Origin of the sequence: Gordonia sp. NPDC058843 (genome assembly GCF_042743165.1) — a bacterium.
In the GTDB taxonomy this organism is placed as follows: domain Bacteria; phylum Actinomycetota; class Actinomycetes; order Mycobacteriales; family Mycobacteriaceae; genus Gordonia.
On the sequence record NZ_JBHYNC010000021.1, the window covers coordinates 1 to 17,415 of the forward strand.

Sequence of the window (17,415 nt, forward strand, 5' to 3'; positions counted from 1 at the left end):
GCTGCCGCCCGACCGGGGCGTTTCGGTGTGACTGTTAGAGTCTCAGACGTTGTCCCGCCGGACACCGCAAGACCGCCGCATCCCGAAAGATCATCGTCGATTGCCGAGCACACGGGGGCCGGGTCGCACCGGCCCGGAACGTTGACCTCGCGTGGTCGTTACTAGGAGGAGTTAGTGCTTTCCCCCCTCTTCGCGGCCATTCGGACGCCGGATCTGAGGAAGAAGATCCTCTTCGTTCTCGGCATCATCATCCTGTATCGGTTGGGTGCGACGGTCCCGTCGCCGGGCGTCGACTACCAGGCCGTTCAGGCGTGTCTCGACGAGGTCTCGTCCGGTGAGTCGAGCTCGGTCTATTCCCTGATCAACCTGTTCTCCGGTGGCGCATTGCTGCAGCTGTCGGTGTTCGCGATCGGCATCATGCCGTACATCACCGCGGCCATCATCGTGCAGCTGCTGACCGTCGTCATCCCGCGCTTCGAGCAACTCCGCAAGGAGGGGCAGGCCGGGCAGGCCAAGATGACGCAGTACACGCGCTATCTGGCGGTGGCCCTCGCCCTGCTGCAGTCGACCGGCATCGTGGCACTCGCCGATCGTGGACAGCTCCTCCCGCAGTCCTGTGCGCAGAGCGGTGAGGTCCTCAACGACCAGAGCATCTTCGGCCTCTCGATCATCGTGCTCGTCATGACCGCGGGCGCCTGTGTCGTCATGTGGTTCGGCGAGCTCATCACCGAGCGTGGCATCGGCAACGGCATGTCGCTGCTGATCTTCGCCGGTATCGCCGCTCGTATCCCGGCCGAGGGTCGGACCATCCTCAACAGCCGCGGCGGACTCGTCTTCGCCCTGGTGTGTGTCGCCGCGCTGATCATCGTCGCCGGCGTCGTGTTCATCGAGCAGGGTCAGCGCCGCATCCCGGTCCAGTACGCCAAGCGTATGGTCGGCCGCAAGATGTACGGCGGGTCGTCTACCTACCTGCCGCTGAAGGTCAACCAGGCCGGTGTCATCCCGGTGATCTTCGCCTCGTCGCTGCTGTACCTACCGCAGCTGATCGTCGAGCTGACGCGTAATCCCGATGGGACGCAGTCGACGTGGCAGGAGTACGTCACCAGGTATCTGACCGATCCCAGTAACGGTGTCTACATCGCCGTGTACTTCCTGATGATCATCTTCTTCACGTACTTCTACGTGGCGGTGACGTTCAATCCGGAGGAACGTGCCGACGAGATGAAGAAGTACGGTGGGTTCATCCCGGGCATCAGGCCGGGAGCCCCGACCGCCGAATACCTCGGGTATGTGCTCAGTCGCATCACTCTGCCGGGCTCGATCTACCTCGGTATCATCGCGGTGCTCCCGAACCTGTTCCTCGAGATCGGTAACAGCGGCAATGTCCAGAACCTGCCGTTCGGTGGTACAGCCGTGCTGATCATGGTCGGTGTGGGTCTGGACACGATGAAGCAGATCAACAGTCAGTTGATGCAACGCAAGTACGAAGGATTCCTGAAGTGAGACTTGTCATTCTCGGCCCGCCCGGAGCAGGCAAAGGCACGCAGGCGGAACTCTTGAGCGAAGCACTCGGGATCCCTCACATCTCGACCGGCGACCTCTTCCGCGCCAACATCTCTCAGGGCACCGCCGTGGGTGTCGAGGCCAAGAAGTACCTCGACGCCGGCAATCTCGTCCCGTCGGAGATCACCGTCGACATGGTCCGCGCCCGCGTCGGCGAGCCGGATGCGGCGAAGGGCTTCATCCTCGACGGATTCCCGCGGTCGACCGAGCAGGCCGATGCTCTCAACGACATCCTCGCGAACCTCGATGCCTCGCTCGACGCGGTTCTCTCGTTCGTCGTCGACACCGATGTCGTCGTGGAGCGCATGCTGGCGCGTGGCCGCGCCGACGACACCGAAGAGGTCATCCGCAACCGGATGGACGTCTACACCCGCGAGACCGCGCCGCTGCTCGCCTACTACGGCGACCACGTCAAGACCATCGACGCAGTCGGTGACATCCAGGGTGTTCACCAGCGTGTGCTGAGCGCACTCGGCGCCGGCGTCTCCTGACACACTGAGAAATCGCTGTAGGGCATGGGTTTTCGTAAGCGCAAGCGTGTCGTCCCGTTCCGCAGTGCGGGCGAGCTCGATGCGATGGCTGCTGCGGGCGCGGTCGTCGGGGCCGCGCTCGTCGCGGTGCGCGACGCGGCGAAACCGGGCGTGAGCACCCTCGACCTCGACGAGGTCGCCGAGTCCGTGATCCGCGGAGCGGGCGCGGTGCCGTCGTTCAAGGGCTATCACGGGTTTCCCGGCTCCATCTGCAGCTCGGTGAACGAGGTGGTCGTCCACGGAATCCCGTCGGCCGATGTGGTTCTCGCCGAGGGCGACCTCGTGTCCATCGACTGCGGGGCGATCCTCGACGGATGGCACGGCGACTCGGCATGGACCTTCGGGGTCGGTGAGTTGTCGACCGCCGACGCGGAACTGTCCGAGGCGACGCGCCTGTCGATGGAGGCGGGTATCGCGGCGATGGTCGACGGTGCACGTCTCACCGACATCTCCCACGCCATCGAACTGGGTACTCGCGCCGCCGAGGAGAAGTTCGGCCGGCCGTTCGGCATCGTCGACGGTTACGGCGGTCACGGAATCGGCCGTGAGATGCATATGGAGCCATTCCTGGCCAACGAGGGGGAGCCCGGCAAAGGGCCGACACTCGTGATCGGCTCGACTCTCGCGATCGAGCCGATGCTGACGCTCGGTACCGAGGACACCACGGTTCTCGACGACGACTGGACCGTTGTCACCGACGACGGGTCCCGCTCCGCCCATTGGGAACACACCGTCGCGGTCACCGCCGACGGCCCGCGGATTCTGACTCTGCGTCCCGCGGGGGCCTGACCGTCCGGTTGCCGGTCGAAGCTCCGGCCGGCCAGGCGTGCCGCTACGCGGGACAGGTCACGTCCTGCTCCGGCATGGTGCCATCGACCAGATAGTCGGTGATGACGTCCTGGGCGCATGCGTTTGCGCCGAGTGCGTAGACGCCGTGTCCGCTACCGTCGACGCTGAGCAGCCTGGAGCGGTCACCGAACTTCTCGTCGATGCGCTCACCGTTCACGTGCGGCGTGACGGGATCGCGCTCATGTTGTGCCACAAGTACATTGGTCGGTCCCTCGTCATCGACGGCCACCGGTGGTGCGGTTCGGTCGATCTGCCAGTACGCGCAGGGCATGATGTTGGCGGCCGCGGCTCCGAACAGCGGATACTTCTGCCGGTCTTCGTCGATGGCCCGCTCGTATGCTTCGGGCTCACTTGGCCATTCGACGTCGTTGCATGTCACCGCGAGGAACACCGACCAGCTGTTGTCCACGTCCGCAGCGGCCGCGCCGATGGCCAGCGGGGTGTCGTTGGGTGCACTGTCGCGCATGGCGGTCCAGTTCTGTGCTGTCGCGTCGTAGGAGGCGGGGTTGTACAGCGAGACGAAGGTGCCCAGTCGGAATGTGTGGCCGTCGATCCCGTCGACCGGGCCGCGATCGAGTTTGTCTGCGATGGCGAAGTATGTGTCGCGCACCGCCTCGGGTGTGCTGCCGAGGCCGTACTGGTCGTCTCGCGCTGCTGCCCACCGTGCGAAGTCCGGGAACGTGTCCTGCATGCCGCGTGCGTAGCGCCGCATTCCGTCCCGGTCGAGGTGGGTGTCACCGATGTTGCTGTCCAACACGATTCGGTCCGTTGCGGCCGGGAACATCGATGCGTACGCGGCCCCGAGCGCGGTGCCGTAGGAGCAACCGAGGAAGTTCCCTTCTCCTCGCCGAGTGCGGCGCGGATCATGTCCAGCAGACACGCTCGGCGTACCTGGCCATGGTCGCCGAAGGGACTCGCCGGATGGAACATTGGCTGACGGTCCTGGACGGAGAGGGCGCACTGATCAACGGTGACGTGACGCAGCACGCGAGCTTCTTGAATGCCGTCGTCAACGGGGTGTCGATCGAGCGGGCACTGCCCGCCGACATGTCGATCCTCGAGAGGGAGAACGCCATCCTGTATCTGGCCGTCGACGCAGTCGTGAAGTCGGCCGAGTAGCGACTTGCGAGGAGCGTTGGCGGGGACCTCTGCTCCCTGATCCGAAAGAACCGCATAACCCCTGGTCCCTAATCCGAAAGAACCGCATAACCCCTGGTCCCTGAGGTGCGAGGAGCGCAAGCGACGAGCCTCGAAGGGCCTGGTGAGGCACGTTGCGAGACCCTTCGTGGCTCGCTTCGCTCGCACCTCAGGGAGCAGAGGGGGTCTTTCGTGGTCCACGACGGCCGCCAGGTCGCAGATACTGGGGTGTGAGGAGTGTTGGCGGGGTCCTCTGCTCCCTGAGGTGTGAGGAGTGTTGGCGGCGACCTCTGCTCCCTGAGGTGTGAGGAGCGTTAGCGACGAGCCTCGAAGGGTCCTCTTGTGTTGCAGCGCAGTCAGTTACGTGCGAGGAGTTCGGCGAGGCATGCCTCGATGAGGGAGGGTCGGGGCGCACGTGGCCCGGGCCGTGGTGGTCGGACGTCGATGACGTGGCTGATTTTCGACCATGAGCGGCGCGCGTCGTGGGGGTGTGGCGTCTCGGGGCGTGCTTGATCGCCGGGCCGGGTTGGCGGTCCGTGGATCTCGTCGCGCACGGTATGGAGGTGTTCTGCGTATCGCCTGGGTATGTCGGGCCGGCGGTTGATGTGTTCGGGGTTGGGTGGCACGCCCGGTTCGGCGTTCAGTCGCCACGCGCACCGCCCCTCGTCGGGGCCGTCGCGCACCACCCGGGTTGTGTACTGGCCGGGCTTCTTGCCCACCATGCGGTTGTGACGCGGGCAGGCGGGTGCGAGGTCGTCGATGTCGGTGACCCCACCGTCGGCCCAGTCCCGTTGTGCGTGATGCATGTCGACGTGGGTCGCCGGTTGGTCGCATCCCGGCGCCGAGCACACCTCGCCGTCGGGTCGGGCGAAGGACACGAGGCGCTGGTGCCGGGTGGCGAAGCGCTTGCCGCGTCCGAAATACAAAGGGACGGTAGTGGCGTCCTTGAACACCGCCAGCCACGGCTGCGCATCCGCGGCGAGCGCGATGACATCTCTGATGGGCAGCAGGGTTCCGGTCGCGGTGGTGGCGAGTCCGGCTTCCCGGACGAGGTCGCCGAGGTCGGCCTTGATCAGCAATTGCACGGGGAGGCCGCGGTGCGACTTCCCGAGCGATCCGTCCGCGAACCCTGCGGCGAGTGCGGCATCGAGCGCGTCGTGGTTGATCTGGGCGAGGCTACGACCGTCACGATCGGCAGCGGCTGCCACAGCGTCGGGGTCGGCGTGCCCGGCCGGCCCGCGGGGCGAATCGGGGTCGGCGGGGTTGTTCAGTCCGGGCTTCCCCCACACCGCGAGCATCATCGTCAGTCGGGCGACGAGTTCGGGGCTGAGGGTGCCGGACAGTTTGGCCGTGCCGTCGGCGCGTTGCCGGCCGATCCACAGATTGCGGCGTCGCTTCTGGTCGGTGTCGTCGGACAGCTTGCCGTCCGGATCGAGGTGCGCCAGGAGGCGGGCGCCGAGTTGTGCGACGTCAGCGGGGGTGTGGTCGGTCGCGATCTCGGCCATCTGTCGTTCCGCGGCGACTCGCACATCGTGTTCGACGGCTGCCGGGATGCGGTCGAGGACGTCCAGTACGGCCTGGACGTGCGCCGTACCCACCGTTCCCTGCGCAAAAGCTTCAGCGAGGCAGGGGTGTTCGGGCTGTAGGACGTCGCCGCCGAGGCTGGTGCGGTGGGCGGTCGCGTCCATCTGCTTGCGGCGACGCATCGGATTCGAGACACGCAACCGATGTGTCATGAACTGCATGAGCGTTCGGCAACCGGTCTTGCGGGGAAGGTCGCGAGCCTCGATCTGATCGATCTGTCGGTCGCCGGCGACGGTCAGGCGCGCGATGGCGCGTTCGGTGCCCGCTGCGACGCCGACGAGTTCGGCATCGGTGCACGGAGACAGTGCCACGGTCTGCAGTTCGTCCAGGATGCGGTGGAGATCGGCCACCAATTCGACCGCACGGGACGGAGGCAGGTCATGATCGGTGACGGACTCGATCACTGGACCACACCCCCCGGCTGACGATTGTGTCGAATGCATGTTCCAATCTACTCGTGATCGCGCTGTAGCGCAACGACTTTCGAGAACGATCCATCGAACCGTTTTGTCGGTGGGCAATGCTATTGGGCTGAGATGCGGGCATCGCGCGTGATCCCTGCGCGAGAGGCGATGGCGACGAGCCACGAATGGTCGGCGACGCCCCGTTTCGTGACCGACAGACTTCAACTCGACTCCCAGACCTCGATCGAAGTCCATCGGTCGAGTCGAAGTCTGCCGGTCGCGGACACGACCGCCCGACCCTGTGTCGTTGCTCTGCTCGACCCCGGCGGGCCGCTCGTTCCGGACTTCGGGAACCGCACAGCTGGCGGCTCTTTCGGAGTGGGTAGGAGGGGCCACGGCTCCTCGGTTTGTCAGCGGGAGCGGCGAGCAGCAGCGCCAACGGCTTGGATGCGCGCGATGTGCAAGTAGCGCGCCTCTGCGGGCCGCGACTTCCACGCAGTCCTTTGCGATACTCATCGACGACATGTCCACGGTCTGGCGCCGTGACGACGAACGCTGGTGTGCGACGCCCACGGAGTGATCGATCATCGCGATGACCGTGTGGCCGCGGCAGTGTCGTCGTACGGTTGACCATGCATTCTGACGTGTCGTGGCTCACAGTCGTGCGCCGGCTCCCGTTCACCGTCGCCCTCGCGGCGGCCCTGTTGATCGTCGGCGCAGCGACGGGGTCGCTGTGGGGTCGGGCGTCGGACAAGTCCTGGTATCGCGAGGTCGCCTTCGGACTGCCCGCTCTCCGCGAGGGGCGGTGGTGGACGCCTGTGACGTCGGCCTTCGTCGAACCCGGCCCCTGGCTGTACCTGCTGGCGGTGGTGGCGGTCGTTGTCGGTATGGGCTGGGCCGAATGGCAATTGGGCACCGTCAGAGCTGTTCTGGTCGGTGTCGGTGGTCACCTCGTCTCATGTCTGCTGACGGTTCTGCTGCTGTGGCTGCTGTCCTCGGAGGTCACGTCCTGGCGCTGGGCCGAACAACTGGCGGACTCGCGTGCCACGGGGGTCGGGGCGCTGGTGGTCTCGGCGGTGGCGGTGGCCTCCGCGACCGTGCGTTCACCGTGGCGGTTGCGCGTGCGGGTCCTGCTGGGGGCCATCGTCTCGGTGGCTTTCCTGTTCGAGGGGACGCTCGCCTCGGTCGAGTACGTCCTCGCGGCCGTGATCATGCTGATCGTCGGGGAGAAGTTCTTCGCCTCCAACGAGCGCGGCTGGGTTCCGCGCACGCGGCGCGAGGTCCGCATGCTGGGTTGCGCTGCGCTGCTGATCATCGCGGGCGCGAACCTGCTGGTGTTCCTGTTCCCCGGCAGCGGACCGCTCGGTCCCACCGACTCCGGGGACGACTCGGTGTTCACGATGCTGATCGGGCTCGTCATCAATGTGCTCATCGCGGATCAACTGCGGCGGGGCAAACGGTGGGCGTGGTGGGTGGCCGTCGTTCTCGGCGCGCTCAACGTCATCGTGACCGTGCTGGCGGTGTTCCTCGTCATCTTCTCCGACATGTCGACCGAGGGGGCCGTCACCCTGGGCACCACCCTCCTGTGGGTGCTCGTGCTGGCCATCCTCATCCCGGGCCGGTTCGCGTTCGCCGTGCCATGGCGGGTGCGGCAGGTGGGCACTTTCGGGGACGACGACGACCCGGTCGAACGGGTCCGAGAACTGTTGCGCACCCACGGCGGCGGCACGATGTCCTGGATGACGACCTGGCCCGGCAACAGCTACCAGTTCATCGGGGACGCGGGCGACCTCGACGACCAGTGTGTGGTGACCTACCGGAAGCACGTCGGGACGATGCTGGCGCTGGCGGATCCGGTCTGTGCGCCCGACCGGTTGCGCGACGCGGTCGGCGCCTTCATCGATCTCGCCGAGAGCTCGGGTGCGACGCCGCGTTGGTTCTCGATCGGGTCGGCCACCTCGGACATCGTCACCGAACGCGGTTGGCTCAGTGTGCAGATCGCCGAGGACACGATCGTCGACCTGCCGGGACTGGAGTTCAAGGGCAAGCCGTGGCAGCACGTGCGATCCGCGATGAACAAGGCCACCAAACAAGACATCTCGACGCGGATGGTCTCGTTGGCCGAGGAGTCGTTCGCCGTCAAGACGCAGGTGCGGGCGATCTCGGAGGAATGGGTGGGGGACAAGGGCCTACCCGAGATGGGCTTCACCCTGGGCAGTGTCGAGGAGGCGATGGACCCGGCCGTGCGGGTCGCGCTCGCAGTCGACCCGGCGGGCAACGTACACGGCGTGCTGTCGTGGCTGCCGGTATACGCGGCCGGCGGTGAGGTGGCCGGCTGGACGCTCGACATCATGAGACGCCGCACCGACGGGTTCGGACCGGTCGTGGAGTATCTCATCGCCTCGTCGGCGGTCGCCTTCAAAGACGAGGGTGCGCAGTTCATCTCGCTGTCGGGCGCTCCGCTGGCGAGGACCGGGGACTTCGAGGCCGAGCCGCTGGACAAACTGCTCGACACGCTGGGGGCTGCCCTCGAGCCGTATTACGGGTTCCGGTCGCTGCACACCTTCAAGAAGAAGTTCAATCCCCGATACGAGCCGGTCTACCTGGCGTTCCGAGACGAATCCGACCTACCACGTATCGGTGTGGCCGTGTCGAGGGCGTACCTGCCCGACGCCACGACCGGCCAGTTGGTCAGGCTGGCCGCCTCCAGAGACGGCTGATCACCCCGTCGCGCAGTCGCGTCGGCTGTGTGGTCACCGTTCACCGGAGGCGTTGCCTGAGTTCACCATCCCGTCGTCTCCTGCGGACAGACTGCGCCAGTGCCATCGGTCGACGAACATGTGCTTCCCGCAACGGGGCGACGTCCGTGGCGGAGCTACGGGTTGTTCCTGGTGCTCGTCCTGCCGAATCTGATCCTGCTCGGCGTCTTCACATATCGGCCCCTCGTCGAGAACGTCCGGATGTCGTTTTTCGACTGGAACATCGCCGAACCCGGAGCCACATTCGTCGGGATCGACAACTACATCGAGTGGTTCACCCGTGCCGATACCCGGGTGATCGTGTCGAACACAGTGATCTTCACCGTCGTGGCCGTCGTCGGAAGCATGGTCGCGGGTCTGGCTCTCGCACTGCTGCTCGACCGTAAGCTCCGCGGACGCAATCTGGTGCGATCGGTGACGTTCGCCCCCTTCGTGCTGTCCGGAGCGGCGATCGGCATCGCCTTCCAGTTCGTCTTCGATCCCAGTTTCGGGCTGATCAACGACCTGATGGTGCGGTTCGGACTGGGTTCTGCTCCCGATTTCTACCAGCAACCGTCGTGGGCGCTGTTCATGATCACGGTGACCTACATCTGGAAGAACCTCGGCTACACCTTCGTCATCTATCTGGCTGCGCTGCAGGGCAAACGGACCGATCTCGACGAGGCGGCCGCGATCGACGGTGCCGGGTGGTGGACCTACTTCCGTAGGGTGCTGCTCCCGCAGCTGCGACCCACGACGTTCTTCCTGTCGATCACCGTGCTGCTCAACTCGTTACAGGTGTTCGACATCATCAACGTGATGACCCGGGGTGGGCCACTGGGCAACGGCACCACCACGATGGTGTACCAGGTCTACGAGGAGAGCTTCGTCAACTTCCGTGCCGGCTACGGCGCGACGGTCGCGACCGTCATGTTCGTCGTCCTGCTGGCCATCACCGTCATCCAGGTGCGCATGATGGATCGGGGCGCGCGATGAGGCCCGTCGCTGCGAGTCCGGTCACGAAACCCGCTACCGCACGGTCAGACAGGGAGCGACCGAGCCGTGCGTCGGCCGGCTCGCAGCCGATGCGTCCCCACGGGCCGTCGATGTCACCGGCCACACGCAGGCGGCTGGCCGACGCGTGCGGGTACGCCGCGATGGCGGTGGTGCTGGTGGTCATCGCCCTGCCACTGGTCTGGATCCTGTTGGCGTCACTCAAGGACCGCTCGGAGATCTACGTGCAACCAGCGGTGTGGTGGCCGTCGACGTGGCGCCCCGAGAATTACGCCGAGGCCACCACGTCGGTCCCGTTCTGGACCTATCTGCGCAACTCCCTCATCGTGACCGGAATCCTCGGCGTGGCCAAGTTCGTACTGGGCGTGCTGAGCGCCTATGGACTGGTGTTCCTGCGTTTCCCGGGCAAGAACATCGTGTTCATCGTCATCATCGCCGCGCTCATGGTGCCGAATCAGATCACCGTCATCACCAACTACGCGCTGGTGGCCCAGCTCGGATTTCGGAACACCTTCATCGGCATCATCCTGCCGCTCGCCGGGGTCGCGTTCGGAACCTTCCTGATGCGCAACCACTTTCTCTCCATCCCGCCGGAGATCATCGAGGCCGCACGCATGGACGGGGCCGGCCACTTCCGGTTGCTCACGCGGGTGGTGCTCCCGCTGTCGATACCCACGATGGTCGCGTTCGCGACGATCACCCTGGTCAACGAGTGGAACGAGTACCTCTGGCCGTTCCTGATGGCAGATGACTCCACCGTGGCCACGCTCCCGGTGGGGTTGACCCTCCTGCAGAACAGTGACGGTCTCACCAACTGGGGGCCGGTCATGGCGGCCACCGTGCTCGCGATGCTGCCGATGCTCATCCTGTTCCTGGCCCTCCAGCGACACATGATCAAGGGCCTCACCTCCGGAGCGGTCAAGGGTTGACCGCCCCGATCGTCCGATACCGACACCGAGGCCGGCGACCCCAGACCGGCAATCGCAGAACGAGCTTCACCGACAGGAGACGACAATGATCAACATGTCCCGGCGCGGATTTCTGGCCGCGTCCGCGACGGCAGCGGCGAGTGCACTGGTGGCCGCCTGTGCCGGTAGCTCCGGAGACGGCGGTTCGTCGTCGGGCGACGCCTCGAAGCTGACGTTCTGGTCCAACCACCCGGGCAAGTCGGTCGAGGTCGAGCGAGAGCTGATCTCGCGCTTCGAGGCGGCGAATCCCGGTCTCTCGGTGCAACTGGTCGACGCCGGCAAGAACTACGAGGAGGCGGCGCAGAAGTTCAACGCCGCGCTGTCCGGCGGCGCGGTGCCCGACATCATGATCCTGTCCGACGTCTGGTGGTTCAACTTCGCGTTGATCGGGGCGATCACACCGCTGGACGACCTGTTCGGCCGTGCGAACGTCGATACGTCCGACTACGTCGATTCACTGGTGGGCGACTACAAGTCTAACGATCAGATCTGGGCGCTGCCGTACGCCCGGTCGACGCCGCTGTTCTACTACAACAAGGACGTGTGGCGGCGGGCCGGACTGCCCGACCGCGGACCGCAGACGTGGGACGAGTTCGACGACTGGGGTCCCCGGATCCAGACCGTGGTCGGCGGCGACAAACGCGCTCACGGGTGGGGCAACGCCACCGACTACCTCGGCTGGACCTTCCAGGGCCCGACGTGGACCTTCGGTGGTGCGTACTCCGAGGGCTGGGAACTGAAGTTCACCGATCCCAAGACGGTCGCCGCCGCGCAGTATCTGAGCGATTCGATCAACACCAAGCGCTACGCCAAGATCTCCAACGACATCGCAGGCGATTTCAGCGCCGGCATCATCGCCTCGACGATCGCGTCGACCGGAGACCTGTCCGGGATCACCGACAACGCCGGCTTCGACTTCGGCACGGCGTTCCTGCCCGCTCCGCAGGGGGTCTCGGGGTGTCCGACCGGTGGTGCCGGTCTGGCGATCCCGGCCAAGGTGCCCGACGAGCGCAAGGTGAACGCGCTGAAGTTCATCGAGTTCATCACCAACACCGAGAACACCGCGTACTTCTCTCAGAACGTCGGCTACATGCCGGTACGCAAGTCTGCCCAGGACGATCCGTCGATGGTCGCGTTCCTCGCGCAGAACCCCAACTTCGCCACCGCCATCGAACAGTTGCCCCGGACGCAGCCGCAGAACAACGCGCGGGTCTTCGTGCCCGGCGGTGACAAGATCATCGGCACCGGGTACGAGCGGATCGGTCTGCAGAACGCCGATGTCGCGTCGACCCTCGCCGACACGCAGCGTCAGATCGCCCAGATCTACGAGGCGCAGATCAAGCCGAAGCTCCCGGCGTGACGGCCGAACCGACGGGGCCGGTTGCGCGGGTGTGCGGAGGCACGACATGGCCTCGGTGACCTACGACGGGGCGACCCGACGCTTCGCCGACGGTCAGCAGCCCGCGGTCGATTCTCTCGACCTGGATGTCGACGACGGCGAGTTCATGGTGCTCGTGGGCCCATCCGGGTGCGGTAAGTCGACGAGCCTGCGGATGGTCGCCGGGCTGGAATCGGTCGAGTCGGGTGCGATCCTGATCGACGACGTCGATGTCGTCGGGATGGCGCCGAAGGCCCGGGACGTGGCGATGGTCTTCCAGAACTATGCGCTCTACCCCAACATGACGGTCGCCGACAACATGGGTTTCGCGCTGCGCAACGCCGGGATGAGCAAGCCGGACACCGCAGCCCGGGTCGGCGAGGTGGCAGAGATGCTGGAGCTCACAACCCTTCTCGACCGCAAGCCGGCGAAGCTCTCCGGCGGACAGCGTCAGCGGGTGGCGATGGGGCGGGCGATCGTCCGGCGCCCCAAAGTGTTCTGCATGGACGAGCCGCTGTCGAACCTCGACGCGAAGTTGCGGGTCAGTACCCGCGCCCAGATCGCTTCCATGCAGCGCGAACTCGGCATCACGACCCTGTACGTCACCCACGACCAGGTCGAAGCGATGACGATGGGGCACCGCGTGGCGGTGCTCGATCACGGTGTGCTGCAACAGGTCGCCACACCGCGGGAGATCTACTCGCGTCCGGCCAACCTGTTCGTGGCGTCCTTCATGGGTTCGCCGCAGATGTGCCTGATCGACGCCCGGGTCGAGAACGGGTCGATTCGCCTCGGCGACGCGACGGTGCCGGTCCCGGGCTCGGTGCGTTCGTCGCTGACCTCGCGCGACGTCGTCGTGGGATTGCGCGCCGAATCCTGGCAGGTGTCCGCGGTTCCCCAGTCCGGCACCCTGTCCGCGACGGTGGACCTCGTGGAGGAACTCGGTGCCGAGCAGTTCGTGTACTGCAGCGCGGACCTGTCGCTCCGGAGCAGCCGGGTCGTCGTACGCGTGGACCATCGACGAACCATCGAGGCCGGCGACGTCATCGGACTGACCCCGGTCGTCGACGAGACCTACTGGTTCGATCCCGTCACCGGGGTCGCACTCGACGATCCGAGCCGCCACGAACTCAACTCGGGGCGACCGCTGCGTGTTCGGTGACCGCGGTCGTGATCCGGTCGGGACGTGTGTAGACCACCATCGACTCACCGCGTGAGAAACCGACGAGGGTGACGCCGAGGTCCTCGGCGGCGTCGACGGCGAGCGACGACGGTGCCGACACCGCACAGAGCATGGGAATGCCGGCCATGGCGGCCTTCTGGACGAGTTCGAAACTCGCTCGGCCCGAGACCTGCAGGACGGTGCCGGTGAGCGGCAGTCGATCGGCGAGCACCGCCCACCCGATCACCTTGTCGACGGCGTTGTGTCTGCCGACGTCCTCGCGGACGGTCAGCATCGTTCCGTCCGCGGCGAACAGCGCTGCGGCGTGCAGGCCGCCGGTCTTGTCGAAGACGGTCTGTTCGGCGCGCAATCGATCAGGCAGATCCAGCACGGCGTTCGCGGCGACCGTCATCGGATCGGCGCCGGGATCGTGCACAGACGCCGTGTGCACGGACTCGATGCTGTCCTTGCCGCAGATGCCGCAGGCGCTCGTCATGGTATTGGAGCGGGCCAGTCCGGACGCCGGTGGCGAGACGTGCGCGGTGAGCGAGACGTCGACGACGTTGTAGGTGTTGATCCCGTCGGCGTCGGTGCCCGCGCAGTAGCGGGCCGTCGAATAGTCAGAACCGACGGTGATGACGCCTTCGGAGACCAGGTAGCCGGCCACGAGTTCGAAGTCGTGCCCGGGGGTGCGCATGGTGACCGAGACCGAGGTCCCGCCGACCCGGATCTCGAGCGGTTCCTCGACGGCCAGGGTGTCGGCACGCTGCGTCGGTTCCGCATCGCGTCGGATGCGGGTGACGCGGCGGCGTGCGGTGATTCGTCCCACGACACCGACGATAGTCGTGAGATCGATCGCCCCGGTGGTCTCAGACGTCCAGTACGAGGGTGACCGGTCCGTCGTTGACGAGGTCGACTGTCATGTGGGCGCCGAATTGCCCGGTGGCCACGGTGGCCCCGGCCGTCCGCAGTGCCTCGACGACCGCGTCGACGAGCGGCTCGGCGACCGGGCCGGGGGCCGCGGCGTTCCACGAGGGCCGACGTCCCTTCGCGGTGTTGGCGTACAGGGTGAACTGGCTGATGACGAGGATCGGGGCGTCGACGTCGGCGGCTGCCCGTTCCGGACCGTCGCCACCGTCGAAGATGCGTAACCGCCAGATCTTGTCGGCGAGCCGGGCCGCGTGGTCGGGGGTGTCGTCGTGGGTGACGCCCACGAGTACGACGAGGCCGGCGCCGCCCTCGGGGATGTCGAGATCGCCGACGATCTCGTCGTCGACGCTCACACTGGCTCGGCTGACCCGTTGGAGTACGCCGCGCATGTCGGTGTCGGCTCTCAGTCCAGGGCGAAGGTGACGTTCACGGTGAACGTGAGTTCCTGCTGCCCGGGTTCGACCGGGACCGGCGCCGCGGCCAGATCGCGTTCGAAGGTGCCGGGTGCCGCGGACTTCTCCTGACCACTCGTGCTCTCGGTGATGGTCAGGACTTTGCCGAGGGAGTCGCCGGCGAGATTCGCGTACTGCTCGGCGCGGCCGCGTGCGTCGGTGAACGCTGCCTCGCGGGCCTGGTCGAGGAGGTCCGAGTCGTCGTCGATGGCGAAGGAGACGTTGCTGATGCGGGTGTTGTCACCGCCGGCGGTCGCGGCAGCGCTCAGCACCGCGGAGGCCTTCGAGATGTCCCGGATGGTGACCCGGATCGTGTTGGAGGCGATGTAACCGCCGACCTCACTCGTCCCGCCGGGGGAGGGGCTCGTGTACTGCGGATTCACCGACACCTGCTGTGTCGCGACGTCCTTGCGCTCCACCCCGGCGGCGACGACGGCGTCGGTGACGTCGGTGACCTTGGCGCTGGTCTCGTTCAGCGCAGTCGTGACGTCGGGGGCGGTCGCCTCCACACCGATGTCGGCGCGCAGGGTGTCCGGGGTGCCGGTCACCTGTCCCGTCCCGACCACGGTCACCGACCGTGGCTGATCCCCGGCCGGGTCACTCCCGCAGCCGGACACGACGACTGCCACCGCGGCGATCACGGCCAGTGCCGATGCCCGCAGTGCCGTCCGGGTTCGGTTCCCGGTTCTCATCGATCCGCCGGATCGCGCATGACGAGGGCGAGCAACCACCCGACGACCGACACGACGATCGCGCCGAGGATCGCCGACCAGAAGAAGTCGTCGACCTCCAGGCCCCAATGCGTGGTGTTACGGGTGATCCACGCGGTGAGCTCGAGCATCGCCGCGTTGATGACGATGTGGATCAAGCCCAGCGTGAGGATGTAGAAGGGGATGGCGATGATCTGCACGACGGGTTTGATGATCGCGTTGAGGACCCCGAAGATCACGGCGACGACCAGCGCGATACCGATCTTCTCAGCGGTCGTCGAACCACCCACGAAGTCGATGCCGGGGACGATCAGCGTCGCGACCCACAGCGCCACCGCGGTGAGGACGGTGCGGACGAGGAAGGCAAGCATGGGCGACAGTCTGCCATTTCGGGTCGCAGGCGGTCGACGCCGAGTTGTATGCACCTGCTGGATCTGTCAGTCCGGAACCGGGCGGGGACGATAGGGCACCGAGTCGCTGACCTCCGGGTCGACGTGGATGGGGCGGCCGAGTTGGGGGAAGGCGCGTTGAGGACAAGCCGGGCGGTCGCACACCTTGCACCCGGCCCCGATGGGCACGACGGTTCGGGAATCGGTGAGGTCGACTCCGGTGGAGTAGACGAGGCGCTCGGCGTGCGAGACATCGCAACCGAGCCCGATCGCGAAACTCTTGTGAGGGCTGAGGTAACCGCCGGGTTCGGCCGTGGTACGCGCGAGCCAGAAGTACGAGCGACCGTCGGGCATGGCCGAGACCTGGGTGACGACCCGACCCGGTGTGGCGAAGGCGTCGTGCACGACCCAGAGCGGGCAGCTCCCGCCGACCCTGGAGAAGTGGAATGCGGTGGCGGACTGACGTTTCGATATGTTGCCCGCGCGGTCGACGCGCACGAAGATGAACGGGATTCCGCGGCTGCCCGGGCGCTGCAGGGTCGACAGGCGATGGCAGATGGTCTCGAAGCCGACTTCGAAGCCGAGGCTGAGTAGTTCGATGTCGTAGTGTGCGGCGTCGGCGGCCTGCCGAAAGATCCCGTAGGGCAGTAGCAACGCGCCGGCGAAATAGTTGGCCAGGCCGATTCGGGCAACCGGAATGGCTTCGTCGCTGAGATCGTCTGCGTCGGCGATGATCTCATCGATGACCTGGGATTGGGTCACCATGGCCAACTGCGTCGCGAGCTGGAACGCGCGTTGTCCCGCGGTCAACCGTCCGGCCAGGTGTACGGTGCGGTCGGTCGGGTCGAACCGACGTTTGGGTGTGCGGGCGCGGACAACCGGGTCGGGATCGTGGGTGATGGCAACCCGGATGCCGTGGTCGGCCGCGAGGACCTCGGCCAACTGGAGGTCGAGACCACCGATGGACAGGCCGTGGTCGGCGAAGATCTGCTCGGCTGCCAGATCGAGGACATCGATGTGATTTCGCCGGTCGTAGAAGAAGTCGCGGACCTCCTCGAAAGGCATCGGTGTCGATGTCGGCCGGGTCGGGTCGCCGGACGCCTGCGCGCGGTAGCTGACCACTTCGTTGTCGACGGCGGTCAGACGACGATGCAGGTTCACCAGTGTCGTGCCGACCGCGGGCATCCGTGCGACGAGTTCGGCGATCTCGGCGCGGCTGATGTCGGGGACATCGGGCTGCGCAGCGAGGACGTCGGCGAGGTCGGCGACGAGCCGGGCATCACCATCCGGGGCGAAATAGTCTGCGTCGAGGTCGAACTCGCGCGACAGCGTCAACAGCACCGGCACCGTGAGGGGCCGCTGATCGTTCTCGAGTTGGTTGACGTAGCTGGTCGACAGGTCGATTCGCCGTGCCAGCGCGGCCTGGGACAACCCTCGCTCGTCGCGTAACCGACGAAGGCGCGCGCCCACGAACATTCGCCGACCCGAGGATCCGCTTGCTGCTCTCACCACGGCGCCAGCATAGCGTGTACACCATCCACAACCTTCGCAAATTGGGCCGGTGGCGTCCGCAACAATACGCATCTGCCAGGTCTTTTCAGTGTGGT

General features: G+C 66.3%; 16 protein-coding genes. 9 read left to right on the forward strand and 7 right to left on the reverse strand.

Annotated elements, in window-relative coordinates; all coding sequences use genetic code 11:
- Positions 1 to 174 precede the first annotated feature (174 nt).
- From secY to map, 3 genes are read left to right on the forward strand one after another with little or no spacing between them, the layout of a single operon-like run.
- The gene (gene secY / locus ACFW3F_RS14965) at positions 175 to 1,503 is read left to right on the forward strand and encodes a preprotein translocase subunit SecY (protein ID WP_058251974.1); all 1,329 of its coding nucleotides are present in this window, start codon (positions 175 to 177) and stop codon (positions 1,501 to 1,503) included.
- Positions 1,500 to 2,054, forward strand: a complete 555-nt coding sequence (locus ACFW3F_RS14970) for an adenylate kinase (RefSeq protein ID WP_388058614.1) — start codon at positions 1,500 to 1,502, stop codon at positions 2,052 to 2,054. The genes secY and ACFW3F_RS14970 overlap by 4 nt, the downstream gene beginning before the upstream one ends.
- A gap of 24 nt (positions 2,055 to 2,078) precedes the next feature.
- Positions 2,079 to 2,882, forward strand: coding sequence for a type I methionyl aminopeptidase (gene map / locus ACFW3F_RS14975; protein ID WP_388058616.1), 804 nt, complete (start codon positions 2,079 to 2,081; stop codon positions 2,880 to 2,882).
- Between the two features lie 43 nt (positions 2,883 to 2,925).
- Here the strand turns inward: map and ACFW3F_RS14980 are convergent, their stop codons facing one another.
- Entirely contained in the window at positions 2,926 to 3,822 is an 897-nt protein-coding gene (locus ACFW3F_RS14980; RefSeq protein ID WP_388058618.1) for an alpha/beta hydrolase, read from the reverse strand.
- A gap of 41 nt (positions 3,823 to 3,863) precedes the next feature.
- Here ACFW3F_RS14980 and ACFW3F_RS14985 point away from each other — a divergent pair, with 41 nt between their 5' ends.
- Positions 3,864 to 4,061, forward strand: a complete 198-nt coding sequence (locus ACFW3F_RS14985) for a hypothetical protein (RefSeq protein ID WP_388058620.1) — start codon at positions 3,864 to 3,866, stop codon at positions 4,059 to 4,061.
- 374 nt (positions 4,062 to 4,435) lie between these two features.
- On the opposite strand, the gene ACFW3F_RS14990 is transcribed toward ACFW3F_RS14985, so the two are convergent.
- Positions 4,436 to 6,067 (reverse strand): DUF222 domain-containing protein, encoded by a 1,632-nt coding sequence (locus ACFW3F_RS14990; RefSeq protein ID WP_388058622.1) that lies wholly within the window; start codon positions 6,065 to 6,067, stop codon positions 4,436 to 4,438.
- Between the two features lie 632 nt (positions 6,068 to 6,699).
- On the opposite strand from ACFW3F_RS14990, the gene ACFW3F_RS14995 reads away from it, so the two are divergent.
- The 5 genes from ACFW3F_RS14995 to ACFW3F_RS15015 all read left to right on the forward strand — a co-directional run bounded on the left by ACFW3F_RS14995 (position 6,700) and on the right by ACFW3F_RS15015 (position 13,327).
- A complete protein-coding gene (locus tag ACFW3F_RS14995; protein WP_388058624.1) occupies positions 6,700 to 8,787 on the forward strand; it encodes a bifunctional lysylphosphatidylglycerol flippase/synthetase MprF in 2,088 nt (695 codons plus the stop codon).
- Between the two features lie 99 nt (positions 8,788 to 8,886).
- Positions 8,887 to 9,801, forward strand: coding sequence for a carbohydrate ABC transporter permease (locus ACFW3F_RS15000; RefSeq protein WP_388058626.1), 915 nt, complete (start codon positions 8,887 to 8,889; stop codon positions 9,799 to 9,801).
- An 89-nt stretch (positions 9,802 to 9,890) separates the two neighbouring features.
- The gene (locus ACFW3F_RS15005) at positions 9,891 to 10,748 is read left to right on the forward strand and encodes a carbohydrate ABC transporter permease (RefSeq protein ID WP_388058628.1); all 858 of its coding nucleotides are present in this window, start codon (positions 9,891 to 9,893) and stop codon (positions 10,746 to 10,748) included.
- 85 nt (positions 10,749 to 10,833) lie between these two features.
- A complete protein-coding gene (locus ACFW3F_RS15010) occupies positions 10,834 to 12,147 on the forward strand; it encodes an ABC transporter substrate-binding protein (protein ID WP_388058630.1) in 1,314 nt (437 codons plus the stop codon).
- Between the two features lie 46 nt (positions 12,148 to 12,193).
- Positions 12,194 to 13,327, forward strand: a complete 1,134-nt coding sequence (locus tag ACFW3F_RS15015) for an ABC transporter ATP-binding protein (protein ID WP_388058632.1) — start codon at positions 12,194 to 12,196, stop codon at positions 13,325 to 13,327.
- On the opposite strand, the gene fdhD is transcribed toward ACFW3F_RS15015, so the two are convergent.
- The 5 genes from fdhD to ACFW3F_RS15040 all read right to left on the reverse strand — a co-directional run bounded on the left by fdhD (position 13,296) and on the right by ACFW3F_RS15040 (position 17,284).
- Entirely contained in the window at positions 13,296 to 14,156 is an 861-nt protein-coding gene (gene fdhD / locus ACFW3F_RS15020; protein WP_388058634.1) for a formate dehydrogenase accessory sulfurtransferase FdhD, read from the reverse strand. The two genes, ACFW3F_RS15015 and fdhD, sit on opposite strands and share 32 nt — an antisense overlap.
- A gap of 40 nt (positions 14,157 to 14,196) precedes the next feature.
- Positions 14,197 to 14,646 carry a D-aminoacyl-tRNA deacylase gene (dtd, locus tag ACFW3F_RS15025; protein ID WP_388058636.1) on the reverse strand — a complete coding sequence of 150 codons (450 nt, stop codon included), beginning with the start codon at positions 14,644 to 14,646 and terminating at the stop codon, positions 14,197 to 14,199.
- A gap of 14 nt (positions 14,647 to 14,660) precedes the next feature.
- A complete protein-coding gene (locus ACFW3F_RS15030) occupies positions 14,661 to 15,401 on the reverse strand; it encodes an SIMPL domain-containing protein (RefSeq protein WP_388058638.1) in 741 nt (246 codons plus the stop codon).
- Positions 15,398 to 15,790 (reverse strand): phage holin family protein, encoded by a 393-nt coding sequence (locus ACFW3F_RS15035; RefSeq protein WP_388058640.1) that lies wholly within the window; start codon positions 15,788 to 15,790, stop codon positions 15,398 to 15,400. The genes ACFW3F_RS15030 and ACFW3F_RS15035 overlap by 4 nt, the downstream gene beginning before the upstream one ends.
- Before the next feature lie 66 nt (positions 15,791 to 15,856).
- Positions 15,857 to 17,284 carry a short-chain fatty acyl-CoA regulator family protein gene (locus ACFW3F_RS15040; RefSeq protein WP_388058739.1) on the reverse strand — a complete coding sequence of 476 codons (1,428 nt, stop codon included), beginning with the start codon at positions 17,282 to 17,284 and terminating at the stop codon, positions 15,857 to 15,859.
- Positions 17,285 to 17,415: the final 131 nt, after the last annotated feature.